This is a genomic window from Lysinibacillus sp. BPa_S21, from assembly GCF_023337795.1.
GTDB lineage: Bacteria > Bacillota > Bacilli > Bacillales_A > Planococcaceae > Lysinibacillus.
In genome coordinates, this window is record NZ_JALIRS010000025.1 from 1 (window position 1) to 26,463 (window position 26,463).

Consider the following 26,463-nt stretch of genomic DNA (forward strand, 5'->3'; position numbering starts at 1 on the left):
GAAACAAGGGCAAATACCCGCGGAGCAAGTAAATACCCGCGAATCAAAGGTGAATACCCGCGAATCAAAGGTGAATACCCGCGAAACAAGGGCAAATACCCGCGGAGTAAGGATAAATACCCGCGAAACAAGGGCAAATACCCGCGGAGCAAGTAAATACCCGCGGAGCAAGAGTAAATACCCGCGAAACAAGGGTAAATACCCGCGGAGCAAGGGCAAATACCCGCGGAGCAAGTAAATACCCGCGGAGCAAGGGCAAATACCCGCGGAGTAAGGGTAAATACCCGCGAATCAAAGGTGAATATCCGCGGAGCAAGTAAATACCCGCGAAGCAAGGGTATTCATCCATACGAAATCCCTAGGAAGAGCGGAAAAATGGCTTCATATAGTCCACTAAATTTTCGGGTAAGTGATAAACACGATTTTTATAAGAACCTGTATAGGGAAATTGAAACTTTCTAAGTAAGCGATTGGCTGCATCACTGGAAGGAATATCGAAAAATTCACGTAACTGTTTGTTGGTAATCGTCGGCTTTACTAAGTATCGATAATCTTGTAGGGCTTCAGCAAATATTTCTTCGCTTGCATATTGACAGGACGAACATCTCCAAATCCCGCGAGCATAATGCATTTGAGATTTGTATTGGCATTTCGGACAAAGCACGCCTTGGCGAAATCGTGATGGATCAATAGAAGTCGGAACTTTGGATGGTTGATTTCTAGTAAGAAGTTGTTGAGTAATCTGCGTTAACTGTTCATTGCTTAAAATGGTTTTTGTATATTTTTCAAAAAGGGAATTTAGATGTTTTTGAAGTCCTGAAACATGGAAAATCGGAATTGTATTTGGGTGACTAGCAATGATAGCAGAGGGATTCGAAATGATAACCGCACCCTCAATGGGAAGAGAATAGTTTTGGAAAATAACTTTAAGAAATTGCATATGTCGTTGGGTCTGCGTGATGGCATTGGGAAATCCTTCGACAGTTCCATTTGGTTTCGTTCGAATACATTGATGAGTAAAATCGTCAAAATCTAGACGTCCGTTAATATTCTTGATTTCAACAATTAACATAAAGTGACTGCAAATGAAAAGGGTATCGAGTTGATGTGAATGCTGTGCAGAATTTATCAGAATTAAATTATGTAACACTGAAAAAGTATACGGACATATTAATTCATGCCATTCACGGTCAACTCTCTTCTCACCAGCAAAGCCAGCATCCAATCTTCTAAATTGCTCATGATAAAAGCCAAAATCAGGATCCTCTTCGAACAACCGCCTCTTTAAAGCCTCAAGCCACAATAATTTTACAGGCTTTTCCCTAATAGCAATGTGCAAGTGTAGTTACCTCCTATAATTTTTACATCGTATTTTACCTTAAAATTTCTACCTGTCCAATAAAAAATAACGATGCAGATTTTGCATCGTTAAATTCAAGTTCAATCATTTTTGAGTTTTGGTCGTTCTTTCATATCGTGTGAGAAGCGGTCCAATAGATTCTCTAAAGTAACACCCTCAGCTAGTAACTCGGCAAGTAATTGTTCGGCATATTTCGAGCGTTTTGTCTTTAGTGTTCCTTTTAAAAGAACAGAGACGTGCTCGCCAATTTCTTCAACTGTATGTACGACAACTTGGAAAGGGGCAGGCTCATTATCTGGAAATGAAATAACTGCACGTACATGAAAAACAGTAGCATTCGCTAAAAGTTCATCAAAAGTTGAACGATATTGCTGATCCATAAACAGTTCAAGAATCCAAGATTGATGGCTATTTTCCTGGTTAATAATAATTCCATCGACTAAAGGGAAAGGTTGCATGCCGTCTTTTGTGACAAGGTCAAAGGAAAGCATCTTAAATGTTTTCATTATGTAATATCCTCCTAAGTCGGTCATCTTTTTTAGTATAACATATTCAATTAGCTCTGTAGGGTTAATGCTGTGTTGTCACACAAACTGCAAAAACAGCGAAATTGCCTATTTCAACAAGTAGCATTTGTCATTACAGCGAAAAGCATTCGGCCTGAAAAATTATTCAATAATTGAAAAGGAAAAGCTTCAATATATCCAATTTATGATTAAAAACTAAGGGAAATGATAAAAATCGACTTTTGCCAACGCAGGATCAATTTTTGTAAGATGAGAGCAATCCAAAGCAAAGGAGGTGAATCGATGAACCAAGTCGGACTGGTCGGAAGGTTAACAAAGGATCCAGTGTTACGACACTTATCTGGAAATCGCGTGCAAGCACATTTTTCGTTAGCCATTAATCGCAATTACAAAAACAGCCGTGGGGAAGTGGATGCTGACTTTATTCTCTGTACAGTATGGGGAAGGCTTGCAGAGCATATCGTCAAATATTGCGGGAAAGGCTCATTAATCGGGGCAAATGGTCGTATTCAATCACGATCATTTGTAAATGAAGAAAGCGCAAAGGTTTTTATAACAGAAGTAGTCGTAGAAGATGTCCGATTTTATCAGCTTAAGCCAAGGGATAGTGACGAGGCTACAGTACCGTCAAAGCAATCTGATGAGCAGGAAGGCTTAAAGGATTTTGTGCTACCTGAGGCAGAAGTACAATTACCAGTAATATAGCAGTCCTAAAGGGTACATACGGGGCAAGTGACAAGTAACAAGTTGTTGTCTGATCCGCCATTCTCCTTCTATACTTGCACCGTAATCAATTTAGAAAGGAATGATGTACACCTTTCATAACGTAGTTCATTGCTGAAGACCGCACAGCAATGAGCCTTTTAAACACAACTAAATATAAATATGAAGTAAGTAGGGAAGAAGTAACAGTAAGATCCACTGAAAAAAGCGCCAAGAACACTTGGGCTCTTGGCGCTTTTAACATTAAAAATCAAGCTTCATTAAATCACGGAGTTCGTCATCTTCTAACTCAGTTAACCATTGGCTTGATTGAATGAGTTCTTCTGATAATGCAGATTTTTGGGCAAGCATTTTATCGATTTTCTCTTCGATAGTACCGATTGTCACAAACTTATGCACTTGCACAAATTGTGTTTGGCCAATTCGATAGGCACGGTCAGTTGCTTGATTTTCAACGGCGGGATTCCACCAGCGATCTGCGTGTAATACATGATTTGCCGCTGTTAAATTTAGCCCTGTTCCACCTGCTTTTAAGGAAAGGATAAATATTGGGAAATCTCCTGCCTGAAAAGTCTCTACTAAGCGGTCACGCTGCTGCTTAGGCATCGCACCTGTTAAGAACGGTGCATCAATATTATATAGTTCACTAAAACAATGCTGTAGTAATTGCCCCATCCCAATATATTGGGTGAAAATGAGGCACTGCTCGCCGTTGTCCACGATTTCTGTAGCCATTTGCACGATGCGTTCTAATTTCGTAGAACGAGTTAGCATGGATTCGGCATCCTCGAAAGGTTCTTTTAAATACAAGGCAGGATGATTACATAATTGCTTTAACTTACTAAGCATTTTTAAGACGCGTCCCTTTTTTTGGAAGCCTGTTAATTGCTCCAGCTGATCGAGCGTCTCTAATATATATCCCTCGTATAAAGATGCTTGCTCAGTTGTTAATGGGCAATACTCATGAGACTCTTGTTTATCAGGTAAGTTAAGCTGTAAGTGTGGGTCACGTTTTGTACGGCGAAGTAAAAACGGTTGAATTTTTGCACGTAACTTCTGTTTATGTGACTCAGACTCATCTCGTTCTATCGGTAAAATAAATTCTTCATTAAAGCGACCGAAGCTACCTAAATAGCCTTTATGGATAAAGTCGAAAATGGCCCATAGCTCCGATAAACGGTTTTCCACAGGTGTACCCGTTAAAGCAATATGATGTGTACCATTTAATTTACGAATAGCTCTTGATTGTAGCGTTTGCATATTTTTAATATTTTGAGCTTCATCTAGTACAACTGTTGCCCATTCAACAACTTGTAAAAACTCAGCATCCTGTGATACCGTGCCATAGGTAGATAAAATCACATGAGGTTTTTCGCTTTCTACAAGCTGTTTAAAAGCATCCTCCTTTGCTCGATTTGCCTGATAATGCGTATGCACACGCAAGGAAGGAGCAAAACGCGCAAGTTCCTTTTGCCAGTTGCCTAGTACGGACGTAGGGCAAATGATGATGGATGGCTTTGTATCCTCAGTAGTTTCAGAAAGATGAAGCAAATATGAAATAAGCTGAACCGTTTTACCAAGACCCATATCATCAGCTAGGCATGCACCAAAGCCTTGTTCGCGCATGAAGACAAGCCATTCAAAGCCCTCATGCTGATAAGGACGTAATTCTGCCTGCAATGATGTAGGAATCTGTACGGTAGGAAGTCCTTTTTTCTCCTGAAGCTGCTCCATATAGGATTTAAGCGATTTTTGTAATTCGAATGCAAAAAGCGGGTCATCTCGCATTGCATCATCGGCATCCTCTTCTTCAAGAGGTAAGGATAAATCCTCTGGTAGCTCACGGAATAATAATTCACGAACAGTCCAGCTTTCATCTTCTGCCTGCTGCATCAATGCACGCATTTCTTGCATCCAGTTCGCATCGACTCGAAACCATTCAGTACCAATGCGAATGAATTCACGTTTCTCATCCACAAGCTTTTTAAATTGTTCAGGTGAAATGGACTGTCCATTCATAGAAAATTGCCATTTGAACGTTAAAATATCATCTAATCCAGCAACCTTCTTTGTCGCTACATTGCCAGTACTTACGCGAACACGCATTTTGGATTGTTTCAAATCTTTAAGCCAAGCTGGCAATACAACATCAAAGCCGAGTGCCTGTAATCTTGCTAAATCCTCACGTAAAAATGCTCGAACTTGTAAATCTTCAAGCATCACACGGATGAAAATATCGCTACGTAAATCTTCAATAGAAAGAAGATCTACAATTTGTCCTTGTTGTTGTTCAATAGCATCAGCATACAATTGCCACTTCGCCGGTAGAGCGTCAGCGATTGGCAGAGATTGCTTTCGCATAGCAGGCGTCCAGTAGTTTTTGGCTGTTGCCGTACTAAGTACTGTTTCTAATAGCCATACTTCTGAATCTTCCTCAGGCTCACTTAAGCGTAGGGAGACAGTAACTGCTCCTGCCTGTCGTTCTTGCTCTAATGGCCAACCCCCACGTAAGAAAAATGGCGTTAGCTTTGGTAAATCTGACAGTACAAGACCTGCTTGCGCCAGTTTTTGCTGTACGGCTGTTTCTAATAAAGCTGTATCTACCCCGTCTAGAGGAAATGTTAGTGTAGAAAAATCATCAGCAATAACTGCGTGTGACCAGAGCGAGGGCTCCTGCCAATACGTTTGTAAAGCGGACGCTTTTTCTAGCAACACCTGACTTTCTGCGTTCACACCTTGCCATTCAATAAAAGGATGCACATAGCGCTTTGAAAAAATATCAAGGAGCTCAGAGGATGAAACGTCAATCGTAAGTTCTGAACGATTGGTTAATAAACCATAGACATTCACTTCATAGTTAAAAAATAATGAAGAAATGAGTGATTCTGTTTCCATTGCTGCACCATCAGCAGTAAATCCCTGTAACGTAAAATATCCTTCCTGTGCTGCATTAATACGAAGCTGTAATTTTTTTGAAAACGGGGAAGGAGCATTCATAGTCATCATACTAAGTTTCCTTTCTCAATTTCTTCCTGTAATGCACGAAGTCGTTTATACTCTGCACGAATTGTTTGCATATATGTCTCAAAATAAGCAGTTTTACCAGCACGCTTTGCTGCACTGCGCATACTTTTCCAGATTCGTACAGCCTGCTTGTAGTTCATACGTGATTTTTGTGTAATTTCCGTCATGGCATATAGATGATATAAAGGCAATACTGTTGCAGGCGCAACCTGAAGCACATCCTTTAATCCACACATTTCTAAATAAGAAAGAGAGGAGAGGTTCAGCTGATGAAGGGCTGCCCATTCACGATAACGTCCTTTTTTAATAAGAAAGAACGAAAACGGTTGGAGTCCATAAACACCAAATGCACTATATAAGGTTGCTTCCTGTTCTTCTGTAAGCTGTATGTCTTCGTATAAAAGCTGAAATTGCTTTACATATTGAGCACGTTTTACAACCGGCACAGTTTGCTGTAAAAAGACTTCGGTAAATGGTAGCATCGCGCGTAAAATAATGGACTGTGCATGTGATTCGCCAGCACGTTTTGCAAAAGTAGCCAGCTCAAATAGATCCTGCATATGTTGTCCATCAATATGTGCAATGCTTTCCAGTAATAAACTTTCTTTTTGTAGCAGCACATAAAATAGCAGTTTTAATGACTGCAAGGAAATCTCAGCTGAAGGATTTTCAAGGTTATTTATAAGTGCTAATTCCTGTTCACGACGCGGCTTTTCATAAAAAAGCACCGCCCAAAGCAACATATATATTTGAAGTCGATCAGCAAATAAGCCTTGTCGTTCTAATAAAAGCTCTCTCACTAATTCCTGAATTGCATCATAAAATGGGTCAGTAGCAAAAAGACGTGATCGACCAGTTAGCTCGGTCAGTGTACCCTCCAATGATTGAACACTTTGATCAATAAAATATTTCATATAAGGAGAATCCAATGAATGTCCTTTTGTTTCATTTAAATGACGCCATATTGTATTAAAGATGGATAGTTCCATGAAAAGCTTATAAAGTGGCTGCCACTCACGTTCGAAAGGCATATGCCGTTGAAGTCGTTCCAATGCATCTGTCCGTATAGCGGAAAGACCATACCCTTCAAGAATACGTCCAGGTGGTAATAAACGTTTCATGACTTCATTGACCATCAATCGCCAGCTTTCTGGACTCCGTTCATCTGCCAATGATTTTAATTGCACTGATTTTTGGGCGCGCCAAGCACCTGACCAATTTTGTACGGAATCAAAATACTGATAAAGGGCAAGCAATGCGCCAACCTGATGTCTACACCATTTCAGCTGAGGACAGTTACAGCGCAACTCCTCATTGGCAAAATCAATTTCTACAGAAGCAGGTCTGACATCCTGTACGCTTGCATATAATGTAGAACTCGCTCCATTAAAACGTTCAAAGACAACTGATTTATTGCGCACTGAAAAAACAGCACGACGCACTAGCTCTTCGTCTTCAGTAGAGGAAGGATGTAACGCCTGTTCAGCTTCCTGTATTCTAGTAAGGATAAACTCTTGGTGTTCCTTAGCTAATTGGGCAATAGACAATGCCATAACCTCACTCCTTTCAAAATGTATAGCTAGTGGGCATTAAAGTATGAAGGAAAAAAGACTGTCCTTCCATTATACGATTAAAATGCGTACATGATAAGCTGAATGATTTGAAAGACAAAAATCAAGGAGAAGATAGTTAACAAGATAATTAATATGTGTTAAAATCTGAATAATCAGATAAATAGGGAGGGATGAAGGATGATGCAAGTTCAATATATGAAACCATTTTACACAAAAATCACTGGAGACAAACTCCGTCTCGTGTTTGCTTATCAATATTTCTCTATTTTAAAAGAGAATGAGATTTTCCATTTCATTCCCATCGAAGGTAAAGAGATGATTATCAACTTGAATACACAGCAAATTGAAAATATATCTGAAGTATTTGTTTTCCAAAAAGGAAATCGTTTTATCCGACTGCCATTATATCAATTATTATTAATTACAAATGTTCATGAGCATCTAGCACCGATTCTTGAAAACGCTACTCCCAAACCACAGTTACCACTTGTTTCTTCAGTGACTGTAGGGGAAGTAGATCAACTCATTACTGAATTGGAGCAAAAAAACATTGATCATTTAATCGACCAGGCATTACTAGATAATAATAAAGCGCTCTTTTTTGAATTACTACAACAAAAGAACCATCAACTCGGAGGATTCGAAAATTGAATACACGGTATTTCAATAAGTAAGCACCTACTTTTCAATTACGAAAAGCGGGTGCTTTTATATGTAATTGAGTCTAAAGTTTGAAATTTGGAAATGGATTAAAATTTATTACTATATACAACCTACTAAATTACCAAAATAAACTTAAAAGAATTGAACAAAGACCGAAATAAACAACAATAGGGGGTGGTGAAATGATGTTTGGAAAATGGTCAGCAACGGGGTTGTCAATTTTAAATAATATGAATAGACATTACAGTGCAATGAACAAGGCAATGCTTCGAATTTCTTCAGGTTACCGTATCAATAGTGCTGCGGATGATCCAGCGGGACTTGCGATTTCCGAAAAAATGCGTGCGCAAATTCGCGGATTGAACATGGCAGCAAAAAATATCCAAGACGGTATTTCACTCGTTCAAACAGCTGAAGGTGCACTAAATGAAGTACATGATATGATTCAGCGCATGCGCGAGCTCGCAGTACAGGCCTCGAACGATACATTAACAGATAGTGACCGTGAGAAACTCGATATGGAATTTCAAGAATTAAAAAAAGAAATTCAGCGCATCTCGAAAGACACTGAGTTTAACACCAAGACATTACTAGATGGGGATTATGCTACAAACGGTATTAAAATTCAGGCAGGTGCCAACGCAGGTCAAAGCATCGAGCTGTTTATTAACGGTATGGGGGCTGGAGCACTTGGCTTGGACGATACGACATCCATCGCCACTCGTGACGATGCCAATCACGCAATTTCCACAATGGACGAAGCCTTAAAACGTGTATCAAGCGAGCGCTCAAGACTAGGTGCCTACCAAAATCGCCTAGAACACGCCTATAATGCAAACGTAAACACAGCAGAAAACTTACAAGACGCCGAATCCCGCATTCGCGACGCCGACATCGCCAAAGAAATGATGAACATGGTAAAAGCACAAATCCTCATGCAAGCAAGTCAATACGTACTAGCAATGCACATGCAACAAGCACAATCAATCCTACAACTACTGGAAAGTGGAAGGAATCCCCGATACTAAAGGAGATTCCTTTTTTACGTGGCGTAAAAAGTGAAAGCCGCTGAGAAAAAATGTGCAAGAGACCATCGCTGATAAAGAGAGAACCGCTGATAAAAGTGGGAGATCGCTGATAAAGAGAGAACATCGCTGATAAAAGTGGAACAATCGCTGATAAAGAAGAAAACATCGCTGATAAAAGTGGGTAAATCGCTGATAAAGAGAGAACCGCTGATAAAAATGGGGGATCGCTGATAAAGAGAGAACATCGCTGATAAAAGTGGAACAATCGCTGATAAAGAAGAAGACATCGCTGATAAAAGTGGGTAAATCGCTGATAAAGAGAGAACCGCCGATAAAAGTGAAACAATCGCCGATAAAGAAGCGGACATCGCTGATAAAAGTAGGTAAATCGCTGATAAAGAGAGAACCGCTGATAAAAATGTGCAATCGCTGATAAAGCAGAGAACATCGCTGATAAAAGTGAAATAATCGCTGATAAAGAAGAAGAAATCGCTGATAAAAGTAGGTAAATCGTTGATAAAGAGAGAACCGCTGATAAAAGTGAAACAATCGCCGATAAAGAAACGGACATCGCCGATAAAAGTGAAACAATCGCTGATAAAGAAGAGACCATCGCTGATAAAAGTGGAACAATCGCTGATAAAGAAGACATCGCTAATAAAAGTAGGTAAATCGTTGATAAAGAGAGAACCGCTGATAAAAGTGGGAGATCGCTGATAAAGAAGAGACCATCGCTGATAAAAGTGGAACAATCGCTGATAAAGAAGAAAACATCGCTGATAAAAATGGTAAATCGCTGATAAAGAAGAAGACATCGCTAATAAAAGTAGGTAAATCGTTGATAAAGAGAGAACCGCTGATAAAAGTGGGAGATCGCTGATAAAGAAGAGACCATCGCTGATAAAAGTGGAACAATCGCTGATAAAGAAGAAAACATCGCTGATAAAAATGGTAAATCGCTGATAAAGAAGAAGACATCGCTAATAAAAGTAGGTAAATCGTTGATAAAGAGAGAACCGCTGATAAAAGTGGGAGATCGCTGATAAAGAAGAGACCATCGCTGATAAAAGTGGAACAATCGCTGATAAAGAAGAAAACATCGCTGATAAAAATGGTAAATCGCTGATAAAGAGAGAACCGCCGATAAAAGTGAAACAATCGCCGATAAAGAAGCGGACATCGCTGATAAAAGTGAAATAATCGCTGATAAAGAAGAGACCATCGCTGATAAAAGTGGAACAATCGCTGATAAAGAAGAAGACATCGCTGATAAAAGTAGGTAAATCGCTGATAAAAATGTGCAATCGCTGATAAAGCAGAGAACATCGCTGATAAAAGTGAAACAATCGCTGATAAAGCAGAGACCATCGCTGATAAAAGTGAAATAATCGCTGATAAAGAAGAAGACATCGCTGATAAAAGTAGGTAAATCGCTGATAAAATTCGAATTATCGCTGATAAAAGTAAAACAACCACCGACAAAATACAAAAAATAGCTGATTAAATCACAAAACTTCTGCAAAATGTGATATAATCGCTGAAAGGATCCTGAATCCGCTATAAACCTAACAAAATTTAAATAGAAAAGGAGAGAATGGATTGATCATAAAATCCTTCGCACCATCCCCGTTGACTACAGGACTCCAAGCACTTGTGAATCGGTTACAGCCCACGCACCCGCAATATCACCAGCTTCAGCAGGAACTTAAAAATAAAGAAGCGGGTGATTATGGTGAGCAGTATGTTATGAAGGAACTACAGCAAATTGCACTGCTCAATGATTGCTACATTCTCCACAATGTAACACTTCCCTCTGTTCTTCCCATGCAAATTGATATTTTACTCATTGTCCCCAACGCTATCATTCTTTTGGAAATTAAAAATATTCGAGGAATTGTACATTTTAAAAATGATCCCCGCCAGCTCATTCGGACATCGGATTCTGGAGAAGTTCACGTTTTTACGCATCCTGAAGTTCAGCTTGAACAGTATATGCAAGGTGTGAAGCATTTCTTCAATACCCAACAGGTTTCGATACCTATTTATGGAGCCGTTGTGTTTCCTTTTAATAATGTAAATATTCATCGAGAGGACGGACGGTTGCCAATTATCATGGCAAAAGAGCTGCCCATATTTCTACATAAACACTTAGAGACAAGCAAAGAGACGAAAACAATGGCAGACATCAAAAATATCATTTTGTCGCATTTGAAGCACAGAACGCCATTTCCGCTTTGCACATACTATCAAATTGATGCTTCAGCTTTGCAGCGGGGTGTTTATTGTGAAAACTGTGGAAGGTTTGGAATGCAAAAATTGAAAATAGGTTGGCATTGCCAGATGTGTCAACATCGATGTCGCGATGCACATATACAGTCGCTGAAAGATTATTATATGCTTGTTGGTGAGACGATTACTAACCGTGAATGTCGGGATTTTTTGATGATTGAAAGCGAACATGTTGCTAAACGTATAGTACAAAAATTACAGTTACCACGGAATGGATCTAATAAAAATTCAAGGTATCAATTGTCTGGTTTATTGGTGAATCGCTGATAAAACCAGCATTATCGCTGATAAACTTCTAAACATCGCTGATAAATCATGATTTATCGCTGATAAAATCATTAAAATCGCTGATAAATCACAGAAATCGCTGATATACACGCTCTAATCCGCCGCTATCCGACAAAACATTCGCTAATCGGACACAGAAAACAGCTTCAAAATAACAAATTGATTCACACTTTCCCTTGAAAGATGTATACTATAATGCAGAACAAAATGCAGCACGCATTTATAGAACATATCATATAACTACTCGTTTTTGAAAACGGAAGGAAGAATAGAGAAATGACTAAATCAATTTGTGTCGTTGGACTTGGCTACATCGGTTTACCAACGGCTGTAATGTTTGCCAATCACGGCATAAAAGTACATGGGGTAGACGTAAACCCAGCAGCAGTAAAAAGTATTCAAGAGAAAAAACTTCATATTGAAGAAAATGGATTGCAGGAGCGCCTGAACAAAGCGGTTGATGAAGGTTTCTTAACGGCGTCAACGACACCACAGGAAGCGGATGTGTTTATCGTGGCTGTTCCGTCGCCGATTAATCCTGATAATACAGCGAATTTAGAATATGTACGTCAAGCTACGGCTTCAATCGTGCCTTACGTGAAAAAAGGGAATCTTGTTATTCTTGAATCGACAGTACCACCGAAAACGGTAGAGCACATTATGCTACCAGAGTTAATCAAGGCAAATCTTGAATTTGGTGTTGATTTATTTGTAGCACATTCACCAGAGCGTGTGATTCCTGGTCGTATTTTTGAAGAGTTAGTGAACAACGACCGTATCGTTGGTGGGATTGATGAGAAGTCTGCACAAATGACAAAAGAGCTTTATCAAACATTTGTGAATGGAACAATTCACCTGACGGATGCAACGACAGCTGAGCTAGTAAAAGTAATGGAAAACACGTATCGTGATGTCAACATTGCATTTGCTAATGAGCTTGCAAAATTAGCAGAGAAGCTAGACGTCAACATTTGGGAAGCGATTAAATTTGCGAACTATCACCCACGTGTAAATGTTCACTTCCCAGGGCCTGGTGTAGGTGGTCACTGTATCGCGGTTGACCCTTGGTTCCTAGTGGAGCTAGGTGGAGAAACAGCACAACTTATTCATTTATCTCGTAATACGAATGATAGTATGCCAAGCTTTACAGCACAACAAACACAAGCCATTTTAAATCAAAACAAAATTGCTGGTGGCAAAGTAGCTGTTCTTGGACTAGCCTTCAAAGGAAATGTAGATGACATGCGCGAAAGCCCATCTACAATCGTTATTGATGAGTTACAAAATCTTGGATTAGAAGTTATTTCATATGATCCACACATTAAAGAAAACAAACATGCTACACAAACACAAAGCTTAGAAGAAGCGACAAAAGATGCAGATATCATCGTTGTGCTAACAGATCATAATGAATTTAAAGCATTAGAAGCTGCAGAAATCACAGCAAAATCAAAAATCGTCTTCGATACGAAAAACTGCTTAAAACGTGATAAATGGGAAGAAGCAGGCTTCCAGTTCCACCTTTTAGGAGATGCGAAGAACCGATGAAAGAAACAGTACTTGGCATCAATGTCAATACGGAAGGCTACGATGAATTAATGGAGATGGCATTCGAGCGTATTGAGAAAAAACAAAAAGCGCTCGTTGTTGCCATCAATCCAGAGAAAATTATTAAGGCAAAAGAAGACCCTGCTCTAAAGAAGCTGCTGAACGAAGCAGAATTTCAAATTCCAGATGGCATTGGTGTGATCCTTGCTTCCAAAATTCAAAAAGGGCAAATCCGTGAACGTGTGACAGGCGTCGATATGATGATGAAGCTTTGTGAAGAAGCGGCAAAACGTGGCAAGCCTATTTTCCTTTACGGAGGAAAACCGGGTGTGGCAGATGCGGCAAAAGCAAAGCTAGAATCATTATTTCCTTCTATTAAAATAGTCGGCACACAGGACGGCTACGAAAAGGACGAACAGAAGGTCATTGACCGCATAAATGAAGCACAACCCGATTTACTTTTTGTAGCAATGGGAAGTCCAAGGCAAGAAAACTGGATTAATGCCAATCGCAATCAATTGCATCCAACTATTTATCAAGGCGTGGGCGGATCATTCGATGTACTTGCAGGAACAGTAAAACGTGCACCTGAAATTTTCCAAAAATTTGGCCTTGAATGGTTTTATCGTTTAATGAAAGAACCTAAGCGTATCAAGCGTCAAATTGCGCTTCCATTATTTTTATTGGAAGTGGCAAGACAGAAACGTCAATAATTTTTAAAAATTGGTATTGTTGTTTTATATTGAAAGTGTTAGACTGTAAATGTATAGGAATTTCCTCTATGAAATAATAGAATTCCCTGCAAGGAAACAACGGTTGGTAGCCCAAGCGAAAAAAGCTCAAGCATTTAGATGCTTGAGCTTTTTTCGTGTCTAAAAATAGTTCTCCCCCTAAAAAACATACATGCACTGTCAAAAGATCTCTCCAAACATTTCACTGGAACACCTCAAACATGTAGCACCTACAATTTCCATATAACCAAATAGGATTTCCAATTTTCACACCCTATAAAATGGATTTACATCCCGTAATTAGATATTTCTGTAAAAACATTGAACATTTAAGGCTTGTTTACCATATTATTGTTGGAAAAGATGTGCAAAAACACTTGAAAAATCGTCTTAAATAGATAACAATGGTAAAAGAGAGTTGCATGCCCATGTTTTTCCGGAAATGAATTAGAAACATTTCCAAAATATGATTGACAACTTTTAGGTATCAAACTATACTTTTATGTGTAGTTGTTTATTTACTGCATTTCTATGTATTTGTAGTAGAGACATAATTTATGAACTTAGAGGAGGAAATTTTTCAATGGCTAACCAACCAAAGAAATACAAAAAATTCGTAGCAACGGCTGCTACAGCTACATTAGTAGCTGCTGCAATCGTACCAGTTGCTTCTGCGGCAGGATTCACAGATGTAAAGGGTAGTTCTCACGAAGAAGCTATCAACGCTTTAGCTGAAGCAGGTATCATCAATGGATACGCTGATGGCACATTCAAACCAAATCAAGATGTAAACCGTGGTCAAGTAGTAAAATTATTAGGCCGTTGGTTAGAAACTGAAGGCTATGAAGCTCCAGCTGACTGGGAAACAAAACAATACTTCAAAGACCTTCCATTAACAGCTGAAAAAGAGCTATTAAAATATGCTGCTCTTTCTAAAGAAGCAGGCGTATTCGAAGGTTCAAACGGCAACTTAAACTTCACACAAAAAATGCAACGTCAACAAATGGCAGTTGTATTAGTGCGTGCTATCAACGAAATCTATGGATTAGATCTAGTAAAAGAATACAAAGCTGAAAAATTCACAAGCGAAATCGCTGACCTAGACAAAGCTTTCTCTGCTGAGCAACGTGAAGCTATCACTGCTTTAGAATATGCTGAGTTAACAAATGTAACTACCCTACCAGGTAAAAAATTCAACCCAGCTAACTCTATCACTCGCGGTCAATTCGCTTCATTCTTATACCGTACAATCAACATTGACGTAGCAACTGATGCTTCTGTAAAAGCTATCAACAACACAACTGTTGAAGTAACATTTGACGAAGAAGTTGAAAACATTCAAGCTCTTAACTTCGAAATCAAAGATCTAGAAGTTAAAAACGCAGCTGTAAAACAATCAAACAAAAAAGTTGTTGTTTTAACTACTGCTCCTCAAACAGCTGGCAAAGAGTACACTGTATCTCTTAACGCTGAAGAAATCGGTAAATTCAAAGGTATCGAAGCTGTAATTCCAACTGCAATTGATGTTGTTGAGAAATCTCAACAAAACGTTCTTGGTAACCAAGTAACTGTAAAAGCAAAAGTTACTGTTGCTGAAGGTCAATCTAAAGCTGGTATTCCTGTAACATTCAACATTATTAACAGCCCTGGCAATAATACAAATGTTAATAATAGTTCATTAAACCAACCAATCGTTGCTGAAGCAGTAACAGATGAAAATGGTGTAGCAACATATACTTATACTCGTTACGCTTCTACAGCTCACGAATTAGTTACAGCTGATGAAGTACAGGCTTATGCAACTGGTAAAGCTACAGTACGTTCATTTGCTAAAGTATATTGGGCAGCTATCCAACCTTTAACAATTACTGAAGTTGCAACTGGTAACTCAATCAATAATGGTGCAGCTAAACAATATAAAGTTAAATTAGCTGGTGTTAACTCAGGAACATCTTTAGCAAACAAAAAAGTTAATGTTGCTTTTAAAGAAAACTTAAACATCTTACCTGATAAAGCAATTAAAACTGTAAATGTTACAGATGCAAATGGTGTAAACCTAGGTTACCCTGGACAATATGTAACTTCAGCAGGAGATCAAGTTTCTGGTGGTTATAAAGTAGTTCAATTAACTTTAAACGATAAAGGTGAAACTACTTTCACACTAACAGGTTCAAACGCTACTGTAACTCCAATGGTATTTGTTGATCAGTACCAAAACACTACAAATACAGACCCAAGTTATGGACGTTTTGATGAAACAGAATTATTTGCAGCAGCAGCACCTGTAACATTTGCTAAAACTCAAACTTTAGGTTTAACTGTAGATAATTTAGGTGTATCTAACGCAGCTTCAATTAAAGGTGCAGCAGAATCAACTGCATTAACAGCTCTATTAAATAAAAACACAGCTGTAAAATCATTACCATCAAATACAGGTGGTCGTACTTACAAAGCTACTTTGAAAAATCCAGATGGAAAACCAGTTGTATCTAATACTCCAGTAAAAGTATCTGTAGCTTATGGTACAGCTCAAAACAAAGATAACAAATTAGCAGAAGTTTACCTATATGATATGAATGCTAAAAAAGTTGTTAAAGTTGCTGCTAACACAGCTGATAACCGCTTTGAATATTCTTTACTAACTGATAAAAACGGTCAAATTTCATTCAAATTACTAGGTGAAAAAGATGCATATGCAACACCAACAATCTTCACTGAAACTGGTGACAAAACTGGTTTAGATGCTAATGATTTACAAACAGCTGGTGAAATCGTATACTTCGGCGACGCTAAAGTTGAAAAAGCTAAATTATTAGTAGATGATGAAGCTGAAAGCAATGTTGTAGTACATGAAGAAACAGAACTTGTTTACTCAACTGTTGACCAAAATGACAATGAGTATGAAACTAAAGATTCATTCACAGTAACATTCTCAGTGTCTGCTACAAGTAATGTAGCTAATGTGAAATTAGGCACAGGTACTCTTGTAACTGGTGGTTATGGCACTAGCTCTTTACCAGATACTGTTAACCAAGGTTCAACACGCACTTATGCAGTAAAATCTACAGGTTCAAAAGCATCTATCTTAGTTGATGCAGCGAATGGTACACAAGTATCAGTTACAGCTTCTGCTGGTTCATTTGCAGCAAGCAGTGCTAAGGTAACATTCAATAAGCTAAATAATGAAGGTATTGAAGCTGGTCAATCAGTAAGAGGTAAAGTACTTGCAGTAGATACAAAAAATAACCGCATCTTATTAACTAATTCTAAAGGTGAACAGGTTTATGAATTAAAATATGCTGCTGAAGAATTATGGCTTGCTGGTACTGGTGTATCTGAAGCTACTTTTGAAGGTAAATTAAAACCAGGTCAAGAACTAAACTTCACACAAAAAACAGATACTACAAAAGCTAAATTTGATAACTTAAACTTAGATTCTGACATTGTACTTTCTAAAAATGCTACTATAACAATCTCAGACGATCGTACTTCAGATGAGAAAGTATACGACTTCGGTGGTAAAGAACTTACTCTTAAAGAGTTAATCGTGAATAGCGATAATGTAGTATTGAAAAATGGTATTGTAAACGGTACTATTTCAACTGGTAAAAATGTGAATGACTTCGGTTTCGATACTTTCACTCACAATGGAACATTCAACCATAACTATGGTGATGGCAATACTTTAACATTAAAAGATTCTAAATTAGATGTAGTAAACTTAGCGTTTGCTGAACACATTGATTTAGATGCTAAGTCTGTTATTAAAGAATTAAATCTATTAGCTACTGGAGCTTCTATCACTGGTGAAGGTACAGTTGAAAAAGTAATTAAAGCTAAGAGCACAATTGATTTCACAAAAGGCGACGATGTGAAAATCAAAGAAGTAGTTGATCCTCAAGGCGATTTAGCAGTTGCAAAAACAGAACTTAAAGACGCTATTAAAGCTGTAAAATATGTTGCAACTTCAACAACTGATGGTGCAGATGTACCAACAACTGAAAAATGGACTACAGCTGAAGCAAAAACTGCATTAGAAGCTGAAGTAACTAAAGCTACAAAAGTATTAGAAAATGAAAAAGCAACAACTACTGAATTAAAAGATGCGAAAGCTGCATTAGCTTTAGCAGTGAGCACTTATGAAAAAGCACAAAAACCTGGTTCAAAAGTTGAGTTTAAAGTAACAACTAATGATTCTATTGCAAATACAGTAGAGATTTTAGGACTAGTTGGTGGTACTGTTGCATCTTCTGACAATAATATTGCAACTGTAGAAATCAAAGAAGCTAAAATTGCAATCACTTCAGTTAAAGCAGGAGCAGCTACAATTTCTGTTAAAGATAAAGATAATAATGAAGCAACAATCGCTGTTACAGTAGATGCTGATGGTAAAATTACTATCGGAGCTATTAAAAAGTATGAAAAACCTGAAACAGGAAATACTGAAACAGGAAATACTTCTGGTAACTAATAATAACGTTGCTTTATAAACTAGTCCTGTACTAGTGAAATAAGCTGAAAAACACCCGATGTGTATGCTCTATATTATGGGCATTTCACATTGGGTGTTTTTTTATTGTTATACTCCATTTAATAGGAATACTCTCTATTCTTACTCAATAGTCTTAGATATCACAGAATCTTACAATATAAGACCCCCCTTTACTACATATGTAGCTTTTGAAATAGAGAGGTTAGCAGCTCTCTAGTATCTAATTCTGATTTTAGATAAGGTTCCGTATTTATTTCTTTGTGTTAGATTGGGTATATGCTATTTTGAGTGAAAAAAGATTAGGATGTTAGAAAACTAAAGACGACAAGTATTGGATAAGCAATTATTTTTTGGGGTTAGTCATAACCGTAATAACACACTCTTTAAACAGTTAATATATTATTGATACAAAAAATATGAGCCTTTACTTCTTCTACAGGAGTAAAGGCTTTTTCATTTTAAGGAGAAATTCATATGGAAAAAAATCATGTACCTGCAAAACGAGTAGATATTGTACAGGTGAAGCTAGTTCGAGAGAAAATGATGCTTTACAAAGAAAGGCGTATTCGGTCACCGCATGATGCCTATAAAATCTTTCAAGACTTAGTCGGAGATAGTGACAGGGAGGTGTTTGCTATTGCTTGGTTAAGGACATAAAATGAAGTCAATTGTTTTCAAGTCGTTCACATTGGCTCCATCAATGCAAATATCGTTCATTCTAGAGATGTCATGAAAGCAGCCATCCTCTCCAACGGTGCAAGTATCCTAGCATTTCACAATCATCCATCCGATGACACTACACCATCACCTGAAGACATAGAAGTAACGGAAAGGCTGGTTGAAGCAGGTAAAATCATCGGCATTGATGTTTTGGATCACTTGATTTGGACATCCAATTCTTTACGTTCACTAAAAGAATCGGGATATTTGAAGTAAAGGGAGGTTGAGCTGATGGAAGCATTACAACGTTTTATAGAAGGAATGAATAAGTTAATAGGAACGACAATCTCAATAGACGAAGTAGGTTACGAATCACTATTATTTGAGAAAGAGGAAATCGATGAAACACTAATCCCGACAGAAATACTGCACCATTACCAGAGCCTATAATGACAACTTCAGTAGATTATACAGATGCAGAAGGTGATTATTATCTATATTTATCTGTGTCCCGTGATGAAATCGGATTACCAGCGTATGAAGTTTGTTTAGTAAATGGTGAAATAATTATCGATGTTTTTGGGGGAAGTGAAGATGTACGTTAGAAAATATGCGAAAATACAAGTGAATGGTGATACCTACTACAGAGAAAAGAATGTCGTCGGTTATTACTGTGAATTTATATCTGAACTACTCGAACCATTTTAGATTTTAGAAGATGTAACGATAGAAGTAAATGAAATACTTTACTTGGTCAATCGAATACAGGATGAAAAACTTAGAGGTATCATCCGTCATTACATTGCCTATTTAGAAAAATTGGTTATCGCTAATAAGCTCGATTAAATGAGTATATTAATAAAACTCACTACATTTCTAATGATAAACTCACGGCATTAGTAGATGCCAATAACATAGAAAAAGAGAAGTGAATGCGACACATAGCATGTGCTATTTTTGCGTGCCTAAAAACAGACGACATTATTATATAACTATCGTGAGTAGTTCCGATTTGAAAATGTTGTTTGTGATGGGATTTTTAAAACTATCATTTAGTATGTAATAATTTCGTGGATAAATCTAAAAATCTATTAAATTTCAATATAAAAATAATAATAATTTACACAAAATATACTATTAATAACAATAATTAGTTATATAATTAATATGGTATTAATAATAATATGCTTACATATATATGTAGTGGGGAAATATGTTTTGTATCGTTCGACAATGGATGACATGCGTATGCCATGAAAGCCGCCTGTAGGGTGTAGGCCCACCGAAAGCTTAGATAGAAGGCTTCCTGTGGGAATGCAAAGATAGGCTTACGTTGTCGACAATGCATGCTCACGACGCACATAGCATGGTAGCAGTGAAGGAGGTTAGGGCGAAAGTAGAAGTGAATCTATATCTTTCAGTACTAGATAGTAAACAAGTTAAATGAAATAGAATGACAGTTAATGAAGAAACAATTCTATCATTTTTTGCGAAGTCTACTTTTAAGAAGACTTTGTAATTTAAAAAACTAACTTTCCTAAATTTGAAAGGGGAATTTACTTGTCAAAGAATAATTGGAAGAAGCCTTTAAATACCTTTTTAGCAACAACCCTAGTCGCAAGTGTGGTTGCACCAGTAGCACCCATCACTGCAAAAGCTGAATCTTTAGCAAAGGATTTAATCATTTCAGAGTATATTGAGGGGAGTTCCTTCAATAAAGCCATTGAAATATATAATGGAACAGGGGCCGCTGTTGATTTAAGTCATTATACGTTAGAACTTCATACGAACGGCGAAGCCACTGCGAAAAATAAAGTGAGTTTGACAGGTATGCTAGAAAATGGAGCTACCTATGTTGTTTATCATAAGGATGCAAAGCCTGACATTAAAGCAAAAGGAAATTTGGAAAGCTCAACTGTTATTAATTTCAATGGAAATGATCCAGTTGTATTAAGAAAATCTGGTGAAGTAGTTGATTCCATTGGACAAGTTGGTTCTTCCGCGGATTTTGCGAAAGATGTAACTTTGGTAAGAAAAAGTTCAGTTTTGTCGGGTGATACAACAATTGATGATCCGTTTAACGCTGCGTTAGAATGGACTTCATTTCCTATAGATTATTTTTCTAATTTAGGGCAACACGTAATGGATACTTCAGGTGGACCTGTTGATCCTGAAGTACCGTCAGTTCTCTCAATTGGAGAAGCTCGCAATAAGGGTGTCGGTGAAACGGTAACGATTAAAGGTAGAGTTGCAGCGGGCTTGAAAAATACGTTTTCGGTCCAAGACGAAACAGGTGGTATTGCTGTAAGACCTACTAGTCTAGCAATGTCTATCGGTGATGAGGTTACGTTAAAAGGTAAATTAGCTGATTATCGCGGGTTACTTCAATTAGATAGTGCTACAATCGTTGAAAAAGTGGAAAATGTCGGTGCACCTTCTCCAAAGATCGTAACAGGTGCTCAAGTAAATGAAGATCGCGAATCACAGCTCGTAACAGTGAAAAATGTTACGCTCACAGATGTTCAACAAGGGGCTGGATGGGCAAACTTTACTGCCAGTGACGGAACGAAATTCCTCGTGCGAGATGAGACAAATTCGCTTGACTTAACGGTCGGTACAAACTATGAATCTATCACTGGTATTGTGCAACAGTTCGATAATGACTACCAATTGATTCCTCGATCAAAAGCAGATATCGTAGTGGACAGTTCAGTATTAAAGCCTGCTAGTGCATCTCCTGGAAGTGGAACGTTTGTTGGAAATACAACAGTTACATTATCAACATCAACGGCAGATGCAGAAATTTATTACACAGTAGATGGCACGGAGCCAACGGATAAAAGTTCTAAATATGAGAAGCCAATAGAAATTACTAAAGATACTACAGTAAAGGCAATTGTCAAAGCGAAAGATGGTACGTTAAGTGAAGTAACGACGTATGAATATACGATTACAGATAAATTACAAATTCATGATATTCAAGGTGCGGGGCATGCTACTACATTTGATGGTCAGACAGTGGAAGGAATTGAAGGCATCGTCACGTATTCGTTTTCATTAAATAATAATTGGTATTATACGATTCAAACGCCAGATGAATTGGCTGATGATGATCCGAATACTTCTGAAGGAATTTTCCTCTACAGTGGAAAGAAACAATGGCCAATAAAGGTAGGAGATTTAGTATCTGTTAAAGGTAAAGTAAGCGAATATGCTTACGATGGCTATGATGATCGACAACAAACAGATTTAAAAACAACGCAAATTAATGTGCGTGACGATCAAGATGGAAAAGTAGAAGTTCTTAAAAGTAGTGTCGCGTTACCAAAAGCAATCGAAATTGATAAGTTAAAAATGTCCTTTAGTGAGATTGACAGTGATCAGCTTGAAATTTTTAATCCAACTATCGACGCTATTGATTTTTGGGAAAGTCTCGAAGGGATGAGAGTAGAAGTTGGCAACGTGAAAGCTGTAGGACCACAGGATCATGGAGATTTAGTAACAGTACTGGAGGATGAACCAACAGACACTATTCACGGTGGGGTATTGTACGAGAAAGACAATGCCAATCCAAACAGAATTCAGTTCCGCTTAGAACCGAATGGAGCTGCACGTGATTTTGAGGTTGCTACAGGCGATAAGTTTAAAGGGCCAATTACGGGAATCGTAGGCTATTCCTATCAAAACTTTAAAATCTATGCTTCTTTAGATGAGATGAAAGCAGCCCATGAAAAGGGAGCTACATCTCCAGAGACAACAAAAATAGAGAAGGCACAAGATAAGGTAACCATTGCTTCTTATAATTTGGAAAACTTCTCGAATAACAAAACTTCTACAACTGATGATAAAGCGAGAAAACTAGCAAGAGCCATTGCTGTTGATATGGGTAGTCCTGATATTGTCGGCGTAACAGAGGTGCAGGATAATAACGGGCCATCTGCAGGTGATTCAAAAGCGGATCAAAGTTATCAACGATTAATTGACGCTATTAAAGGTGTAGGCGGTGTCGAGTATCAGTATGTGAATATCGATCCCATTAACAATCAAGACGGTGGCGCACCAGATGCGAATATTCGAGTTGGCTTCCTTTATAATCCTGAGCGAGTGAAGTTGAAGGAAGGTATTCCGTCAGGAGATGCTACAACAGCTGTAGGTTATAAAGATGGAAAATTAACATTGAACCCTGGTCGTATTGATCCGGAAAATGAAGCATTTAAAAATAGCCGCAAACCTTTAGCGGCACAATTTGAATTCCAAGGTGAAGATGTCATTGTCATCGCAAACCATTGGAATTCTAAAAATGGAGATACACCTTTATTTGGTTCCATTCAGCCTCCGAAATATGGAAGTGAAGTGCAACGTAAAAAAATTGCCAACATTGTCTATAACTTTGTGGAAGACGTGACATCGAAAAATCCAGATGCCAACATTGTTTCTTTAGGTGATTTTAATGATTTCCAATTTTCGGATGCCCTTAAAATCCATGAAGGTCAATTGATGACAGATATGATTCATAAAGTGGAAGCTTCTGATCGTTACACATATGTTTATCAGGGGAATTCACAAGTATTAGACCATATTTTAGTGTCAAACAATCTAACAAACAAAACGGCTATTGATATCCTTCATATTAATGCTGATTTCACGGACATGGCTGGTCGTGCAAGTGACCATGATCCTGTAATGGTTCAAATCGACGTGAATAAAGGCTCAACTGTTGAACCGATTCAGCCTGAAATCGTTTATGACTATAAGAACTTCAAAAAGAACAAATTGACAATAAACAAACCGAGTATCGCACTGCATTTAGATGCTCAATCGGTTATTCCAAAAGGTGTATTCCTAAAAGGTGCCTATGTGGAGCTACATGGAGAAGGCTTTAAGACGACGGATGTTACCTTTAGTCCAGTTAAAGCAGGGATGATTATCGACTTAAAAGGCACTGCCGTGAAATCAATCACGATTGAAGGTACAAATGTCAGTGAAATAAGAGGCGCTGAAAATATAGATATTCAATCAATCATCTATAAAAAAGGTGCATCACCTAAGCAAATTAAATTTACCAATTCAAAAGGGGATCCCATTGTGGATCCTTCTTTACCATCTGAAAATAAACAACCAATCGTTAAAAATCCAATTCCAAACAAAACGGCTGCTGTTGGAGAGGACATACAAATTGATTTAACCGATCATTTTTCTGATCCTGATGGTGATGAACTTTCATTTACTGCTACAAAAGGAATTATAAATGGAAAGGTATTAACACTCAATTTAGATGAGGGTAGTCATATTGTTGGCGTCACAGCATCTGACGGCAAAAAAAGTGTCACGACAAATTTCAGCGTTACCGTTAGTGCAAATGATTATTATGCAGGTGCCTATAATAAGGAAGGTCAAGCATTAAAAACAGTTCTGCATGATATTATTTCTGAACAAAAGGTCCTTTCTTATGATGAGGTTTGGGATGCATTAAAGTATACGGATGAAGATCCTAGTAATTCGAGTAATGTCATTTTACTGTACACGGGGAAATCTAGTCCAAAAACAAACAGTGGCGGCAATGTAGGGAACTGGAACCGAGAGCACACATGGGCAAAATCACATGGTAACTTTGGAACAAGTAAAGGACCAGGAACAGATATCCACCACTTACGCCCCGCCGATGTACAAGTGAATAGCGCAAGAGGAAATTTAGACTTCGACAATGGTGGCAGTCCAGTGGCTGGCTGTAACGGCTGCCTGAAAGACGCAGATTCATTCGAACCACCGAATAGCGTAAAAGGCGATATCGCACGTATTCTATTTTATATGGCCACTCGTTATGAGGCTGGCGATAAGGTTGATCTAGAATTAAATGACCGAGTTAATAATGGATCAGCTCCGTATCACGGTAAACTTTCTGTTCTTCTACAATGGCACAAACAAGATCCTGTAGATGCATATGAAAAACAAAGAAATGAAAGAATTTACGAAATCCAAGGCAATCGAAATCCATTTATCGACCATCCAGAATGGGTCGAGAAGATTTGGTAATATGTCTGTACTCAAAACGCCACTTCAACGTTTAAGTTGAAGTGGCGTTTGTGGTTTGGCTGATTTTGCTTCCAAAAAACAGCTTGTTGCTGCTCACATTCTACTATTTCATTTCACCTATCTTCTATTATATGTTTATTTCATTTCACCCATTTTCTATTCAATGTATCTATTTTACATGTATCACCATTTGCATTCATCTATAAATTGTGACAGACTTATTAGAGATATAAAAAGTAATAGGAGAATGTTAAAGTGATTAAAGAGTGGGATTTACTACGTGTGGTTGCGTGTTTGTCTATTTTATTATTACACACTTCTTCATGGATCATTATGACGATAGGTATACAGCCGGAGCAGACAATCTATCAGTTTTTACGGATTGCGCTATGTTATGCGACACCGACGTTTATTTTATTGTCTATTTTAATTTTAGCGAATCGGTATCAGGATAGAATACCGAGTAACTTTTGGTCGAATAGAATTCAATATATTTTTCTACCTTTTTTAGCGTGGGCAATGATAGATTCGATTATTGTAGAGTTAACGAACCACAATGGCTTAATATGGGACAAGTTTGTTAATAATGTCGTTTATGGTGAGTTTGTAGGCTGGTTTGTTGTAGTTATTTTGCAGCTATATGCAGTTTTTGTGTTGATGAAACGATTTAAATGGTCTATGGCTTGGTTTTTACCGTTATGTGTACTGATTTCTTTTATTCATCATTCAGTGATTTTATTGCCATATCCATACTTTCAAGATAATGAACTTCTGTTTCGTTTACTCTTTACGGGTTGGCTTGGTTATTTTGCCATAGCCTATGCGATAGGTGTGTATTATACGCAGATTGCTGCGCTTGCGAAAAAGTATCGTTACGCGACGATTGTGTTGTTCGTGTTATCTGGTGTCTTTTTATACATCCGTCTGCTACTTGGTTATACTGAGACGCATTCGAGACGACTGGATTTAATACCGCTTGTAATAAGCATTACCCTGTTGGTCATTGCCTGGGGACAGTTAATACCTTATACGAGAACGGTTCAACTAATAAGCCGATATGCGTTTATGATCTATCTCATTCATTGGGAAGTACTGCGTCTATCAACAGGCTGGTTTGTGGACCATTTTAATAGTACGCTCGTCAGAGTACCATTGCTAATGCTGTGGACACTAGTCGTTTGTATTACGGTGACGAAGCTGATTTCGATGCTTCCATTTAGTCAATGGGTAGTTGGAAAAATAAAAAAACGTCCTCGTACTGCATAAGAAAAGCAGTGATTTCTTTCATTAAAGAAATCACTGTTTTTTTGTATTGCCGGTAGCAAGCGGGTGGTTGCGCCGCTAAAGATAGAAATACCGCCGGCAACACTGTGAGTAGCGCCGCAAAAGGTAGAAACATCGCCGGCAATATGATGATTAGCGCCGCAAAAGATAAAACAACGCCGGCAAAATAATGAGATGCGCCGCAAAAGGTAGAAACAACGCCGGCAACAGTAAGAGTAGCGCCGCAAAAGGTAAAACAA

The 26,463-nt window shown here is 38.1% G+C and carries 19 protein-coding genes and 1 pseudogene; 13 read left to right on the forward strand and 7 right to left on the reverse strand.

Annotated elements, in window-relative coordinates; all coding sequences use genetic code 11:
* Positions 1 to 358: 358 nt before the first annotated feature.
* Both MOK21_RS23195 and MOK21_RS23200 read right to left on the reverse strand, forming a co-directional pair.
* A complete protein-coding gene (locus tag MOK21_RS23195) occupies positions 359 to 1,339 on the reverse strand; it encodes an NERD domain-containing protein (RefSeq protein WP_249076302.1) in 981 nt (326 codons plus the stop codon).
* Positions 1,340 to 1,440: 101 nt separating this feature from the next.
* On the reverse strand, positions 1,441 to 1,866 hold the full coding sequence (locus MOK21_RS23200) for a YwpF-like family protein (RefSeq protein WP_249076303.1): 426 nt from the start codon (positions 1,864 to 1,866) through the stop codon (positions 1,441 to 1,443).
* A gap of 303 nt (positions 1,867 to 2,169) precedes the next feature.
* On the opposite strand from MOK21_RS23200, the gene MOK21_RS23205 reads away from it, so the two are divergent.
* Positions 2,170 to 2,592: a single-stranded DNA-binding protein gene (locus MOK21_RS23205; protein ID WP_249076304.1), complete on the forward strand. Its 423-nt coding sequence runs from the start codon at positions 2,170 to 2,172 to the stop codon at positions 2,590 to 2,592.
* A gap of 261 nt (positions 2,593 to 2,853) precedes the next feature.
* Here MOK21_RS23205 and MOK21_RS23210 read toward each other — a convergent pair whose 3' ends face one another.
* Complete coding sequence (locus MOK21_RS23210; protein ID WP_249076305.1) at positions 2,854 to 5,616, reverse strand: DEAD/DEAH box helicase; 2,763 nt, start codon at positions 5,614 to 5,616, stop codon at positions 2,854 to 2,856.
* Entirely contained in the window at positions 5,613 to 7,187 is a 1,575-nt protein-coding gene (locus tag MOK21_RS23215) for a hypothetical protein (RefSeq protein WP_249076306.1), read from the reverse strand. The genes MOK21_RS23210 and MOK21_RS23215 overlap by 4 nt, the downstream gene beginning before the upstream one ends.
* Before the next feature lie 198 nt (positions 7,188 to 7,385).
* Here MOK21_RS23215 and MOK21_RS23220 point away from each other — a divergent pair, with 198 nt between their 5' ends.
* Positions 7,386 to 7,859 (forward strand): IDEAL domain-containing protein, encoded by a 474-nt coding sequence (locus MOK21_RS23220; RefSeq protein ID WP_249076308.1) that lies wholly within the window; start codon positions 7,386 to 7,388, stop codon positions 7,857 to 7,859.
* Between the two features lie 197 nt (positions 7,860 to 8,056).
* Entirely contained in the window at positions 8,057 to 8,899 is an 843-nt protein-coding gene (locus MOK21_RS23225; protein ID WP_249076324.1) for a flagellin N-terminal helical domain-containing protein, read from the forward strand.
* 14 nt (positions 8,900 to 8,913) lie between these two features.
* Here the strand turns inward: MOK21_RS23225 and MOK21_RS23230 are convergent, their stop codons facing one another.
* Together MOK21_RS23230 and MOK21_RS23235 are read right to left on the reverse strand one after the other, a co-directional pair.
* Positions 8,914 to 9,714 carry a hypothetical protein gene (locus tag MOK21_RS23230; RefSeq protein WP_249076309.1) on the reverse strand — a complete coding sequence of 267 codons (801 nt, stop codon included), beginning with the start codon at positions 9,712 to 9,714 and terminating at the stop codon, positions 8,914 to 8,916.
* 2 nt (positions 9,715 to 9,716) lie between these two features.
* Positions 9,717 to 10,388, reverse strand: coding sequence for a hypothetical protein (locus MOK21_RS23235; RefSeq protein ID WP_249076310.1), 672 nt, complete (start codon positions 10,386 to 10,388; stop codon positions 9,717 to 9,719).
* Positions 10,389 to 10,498: 110 nt separating this feature from the next.
* Here MOK21_RS23235 and MOK21_RS23240 point away from each other — a divergent pair, with 110 nt between their 5' ends.
* From MOK21_RS23240 to MOK21_RS23280, 10 genes and pseudogenes are all read left to right on the forward strand, one after another.
* Positions 10,499 to 11,455, forward strand: a complete 957-nt coding sequence (locus tag MOK21_RS23240; RefSeq protein ID WP_249076311.1) for a nuclease-related domain-containing protein — start codon at positions 10,499 to 10,501, stop codon at positions 11,453 to 11,455.
* Between the two features lie 297 nt (positions 11,456 to 11,752).
* The gene (locus MOK21_RS23245; RefSeq protein WP_249076312.1) at positions 11,753 to 13,024 is read left to right on the forward strand and encodes a nucleotide sugar dehydrogenase; all 1,272 of its coding nucleotides are present in this window, start codon (positions 11,753 to 11,755) and stop codon (positions 13,022 to 13,024) included.
* Positions 13,021 to 13,737, forward strand: a complete 717-nt coding sequence (locus MOK21_RS23250) for a WecB/TagA/CpsF family glycosyltransferase (protein ID WP_249076313.1) — start codon at positions 13,021 to 13,023, stop codon at positions 13,735 to 13,737. The genes MOK21_RS23245 and MOK21_RS23250 overlap by 4 nt, the downstream gene beginning before the upstream one ends.
* Positions 13,738 to 14,338: 601 nt before the next feature.
* Positions 14,339 to 18,226, forward strand: coding sequence for an S-layer homology domain-containing protein (locus tag MOK21_RS23255; RefSeq protein ID WP_249076314.1), 3,888 nt, complete (start codon positions 14,339 to 14,341; stop codon positions 18,224 to 18,226).
* Between the two features lie 495 nt (positions 18,227 to 18,721).
* Positions 18,722 to 18,904, forward strand: coding sequence for a hypothetical protein (locus tag MOK21_RS23955; RefSeq protein WP_308221956.1), 183 nt, complete (start codon positions 18,722 to 18,724; stop codon positions 18,902 to 18,904).
* 12 nt (positions 18,905 to 18,916) lie between these two features.
* Positions 18,917 to 19,183, forward strand: a pseudogene (locus MOK21_RS23960) (JAB domain-containing protein); the annotation flags it as partial.
* A 15-nt stretch (positions 19,184 to 19,198) separates the two neighbouring features.
* A complete protein-coding gene (locus tag MOK21_RS23265; RefSeq protein WP_249076315.1) occupies positions 19,199 to 19,357 on the forward strand; it encodes a hypothetical protein in 159 nt (52 codons plus the stop codon).
* A complete protein-coding gene (locus tag MOK21_RS23270) occupies positions 19,357 to 19,512 on the forward strand; it encodes a hypothetical protein (RefSeq protein WP_249076317.1) in 156 nt (51 codons plus the stop codon). The genes MOK21_RS23265 and MOK21_RS23270 overlap by 1 nt, the downstream gene beginning before the upstream one ends.
* A gap of 955 nt (positions 19,513 to 20,467) precedes the next feature.
* Positions 20,468 to 24,940 (forward strand): endonuclease, encoded by a 4,473-nt coding sequence (locus MOK21_RS23275; protein ID WP_249076319.1) that lies wholly within the window; start codon positions 20,468 to 20,470, stop codon positions 24,938 to 24,940.
* A 255-nt stretch (positions 24,941 to 25,195) separates the two neighbouring features.
* Positions 25,196 to 26,206 (forward strand): acyltransferase family protein, encoded by a 1,011-nt coding sequence (locus tag MOK21_RS23280; RefSeq protein ID WP_249076321.1) that lies wholly within the window; start codon positions 25,196 to 25,198, stop codon positions 26,204 to 26,206.
* Here MOK21_RS23280 and MOK21_RS23285 read toward each other — a convergent pair.
* Positions 26,157 to 26,463: hypothetical protein (locus tag MOK21_RS23285; protein ID WP_249076323.1), on the reverse strand; the 307-nt coding region annotated here is incomplete at its 5' end. The two genes, MOK21_RS23280 and MOK21_RS23285, sit on opposite strands and share 50 nt — an antisense overlap.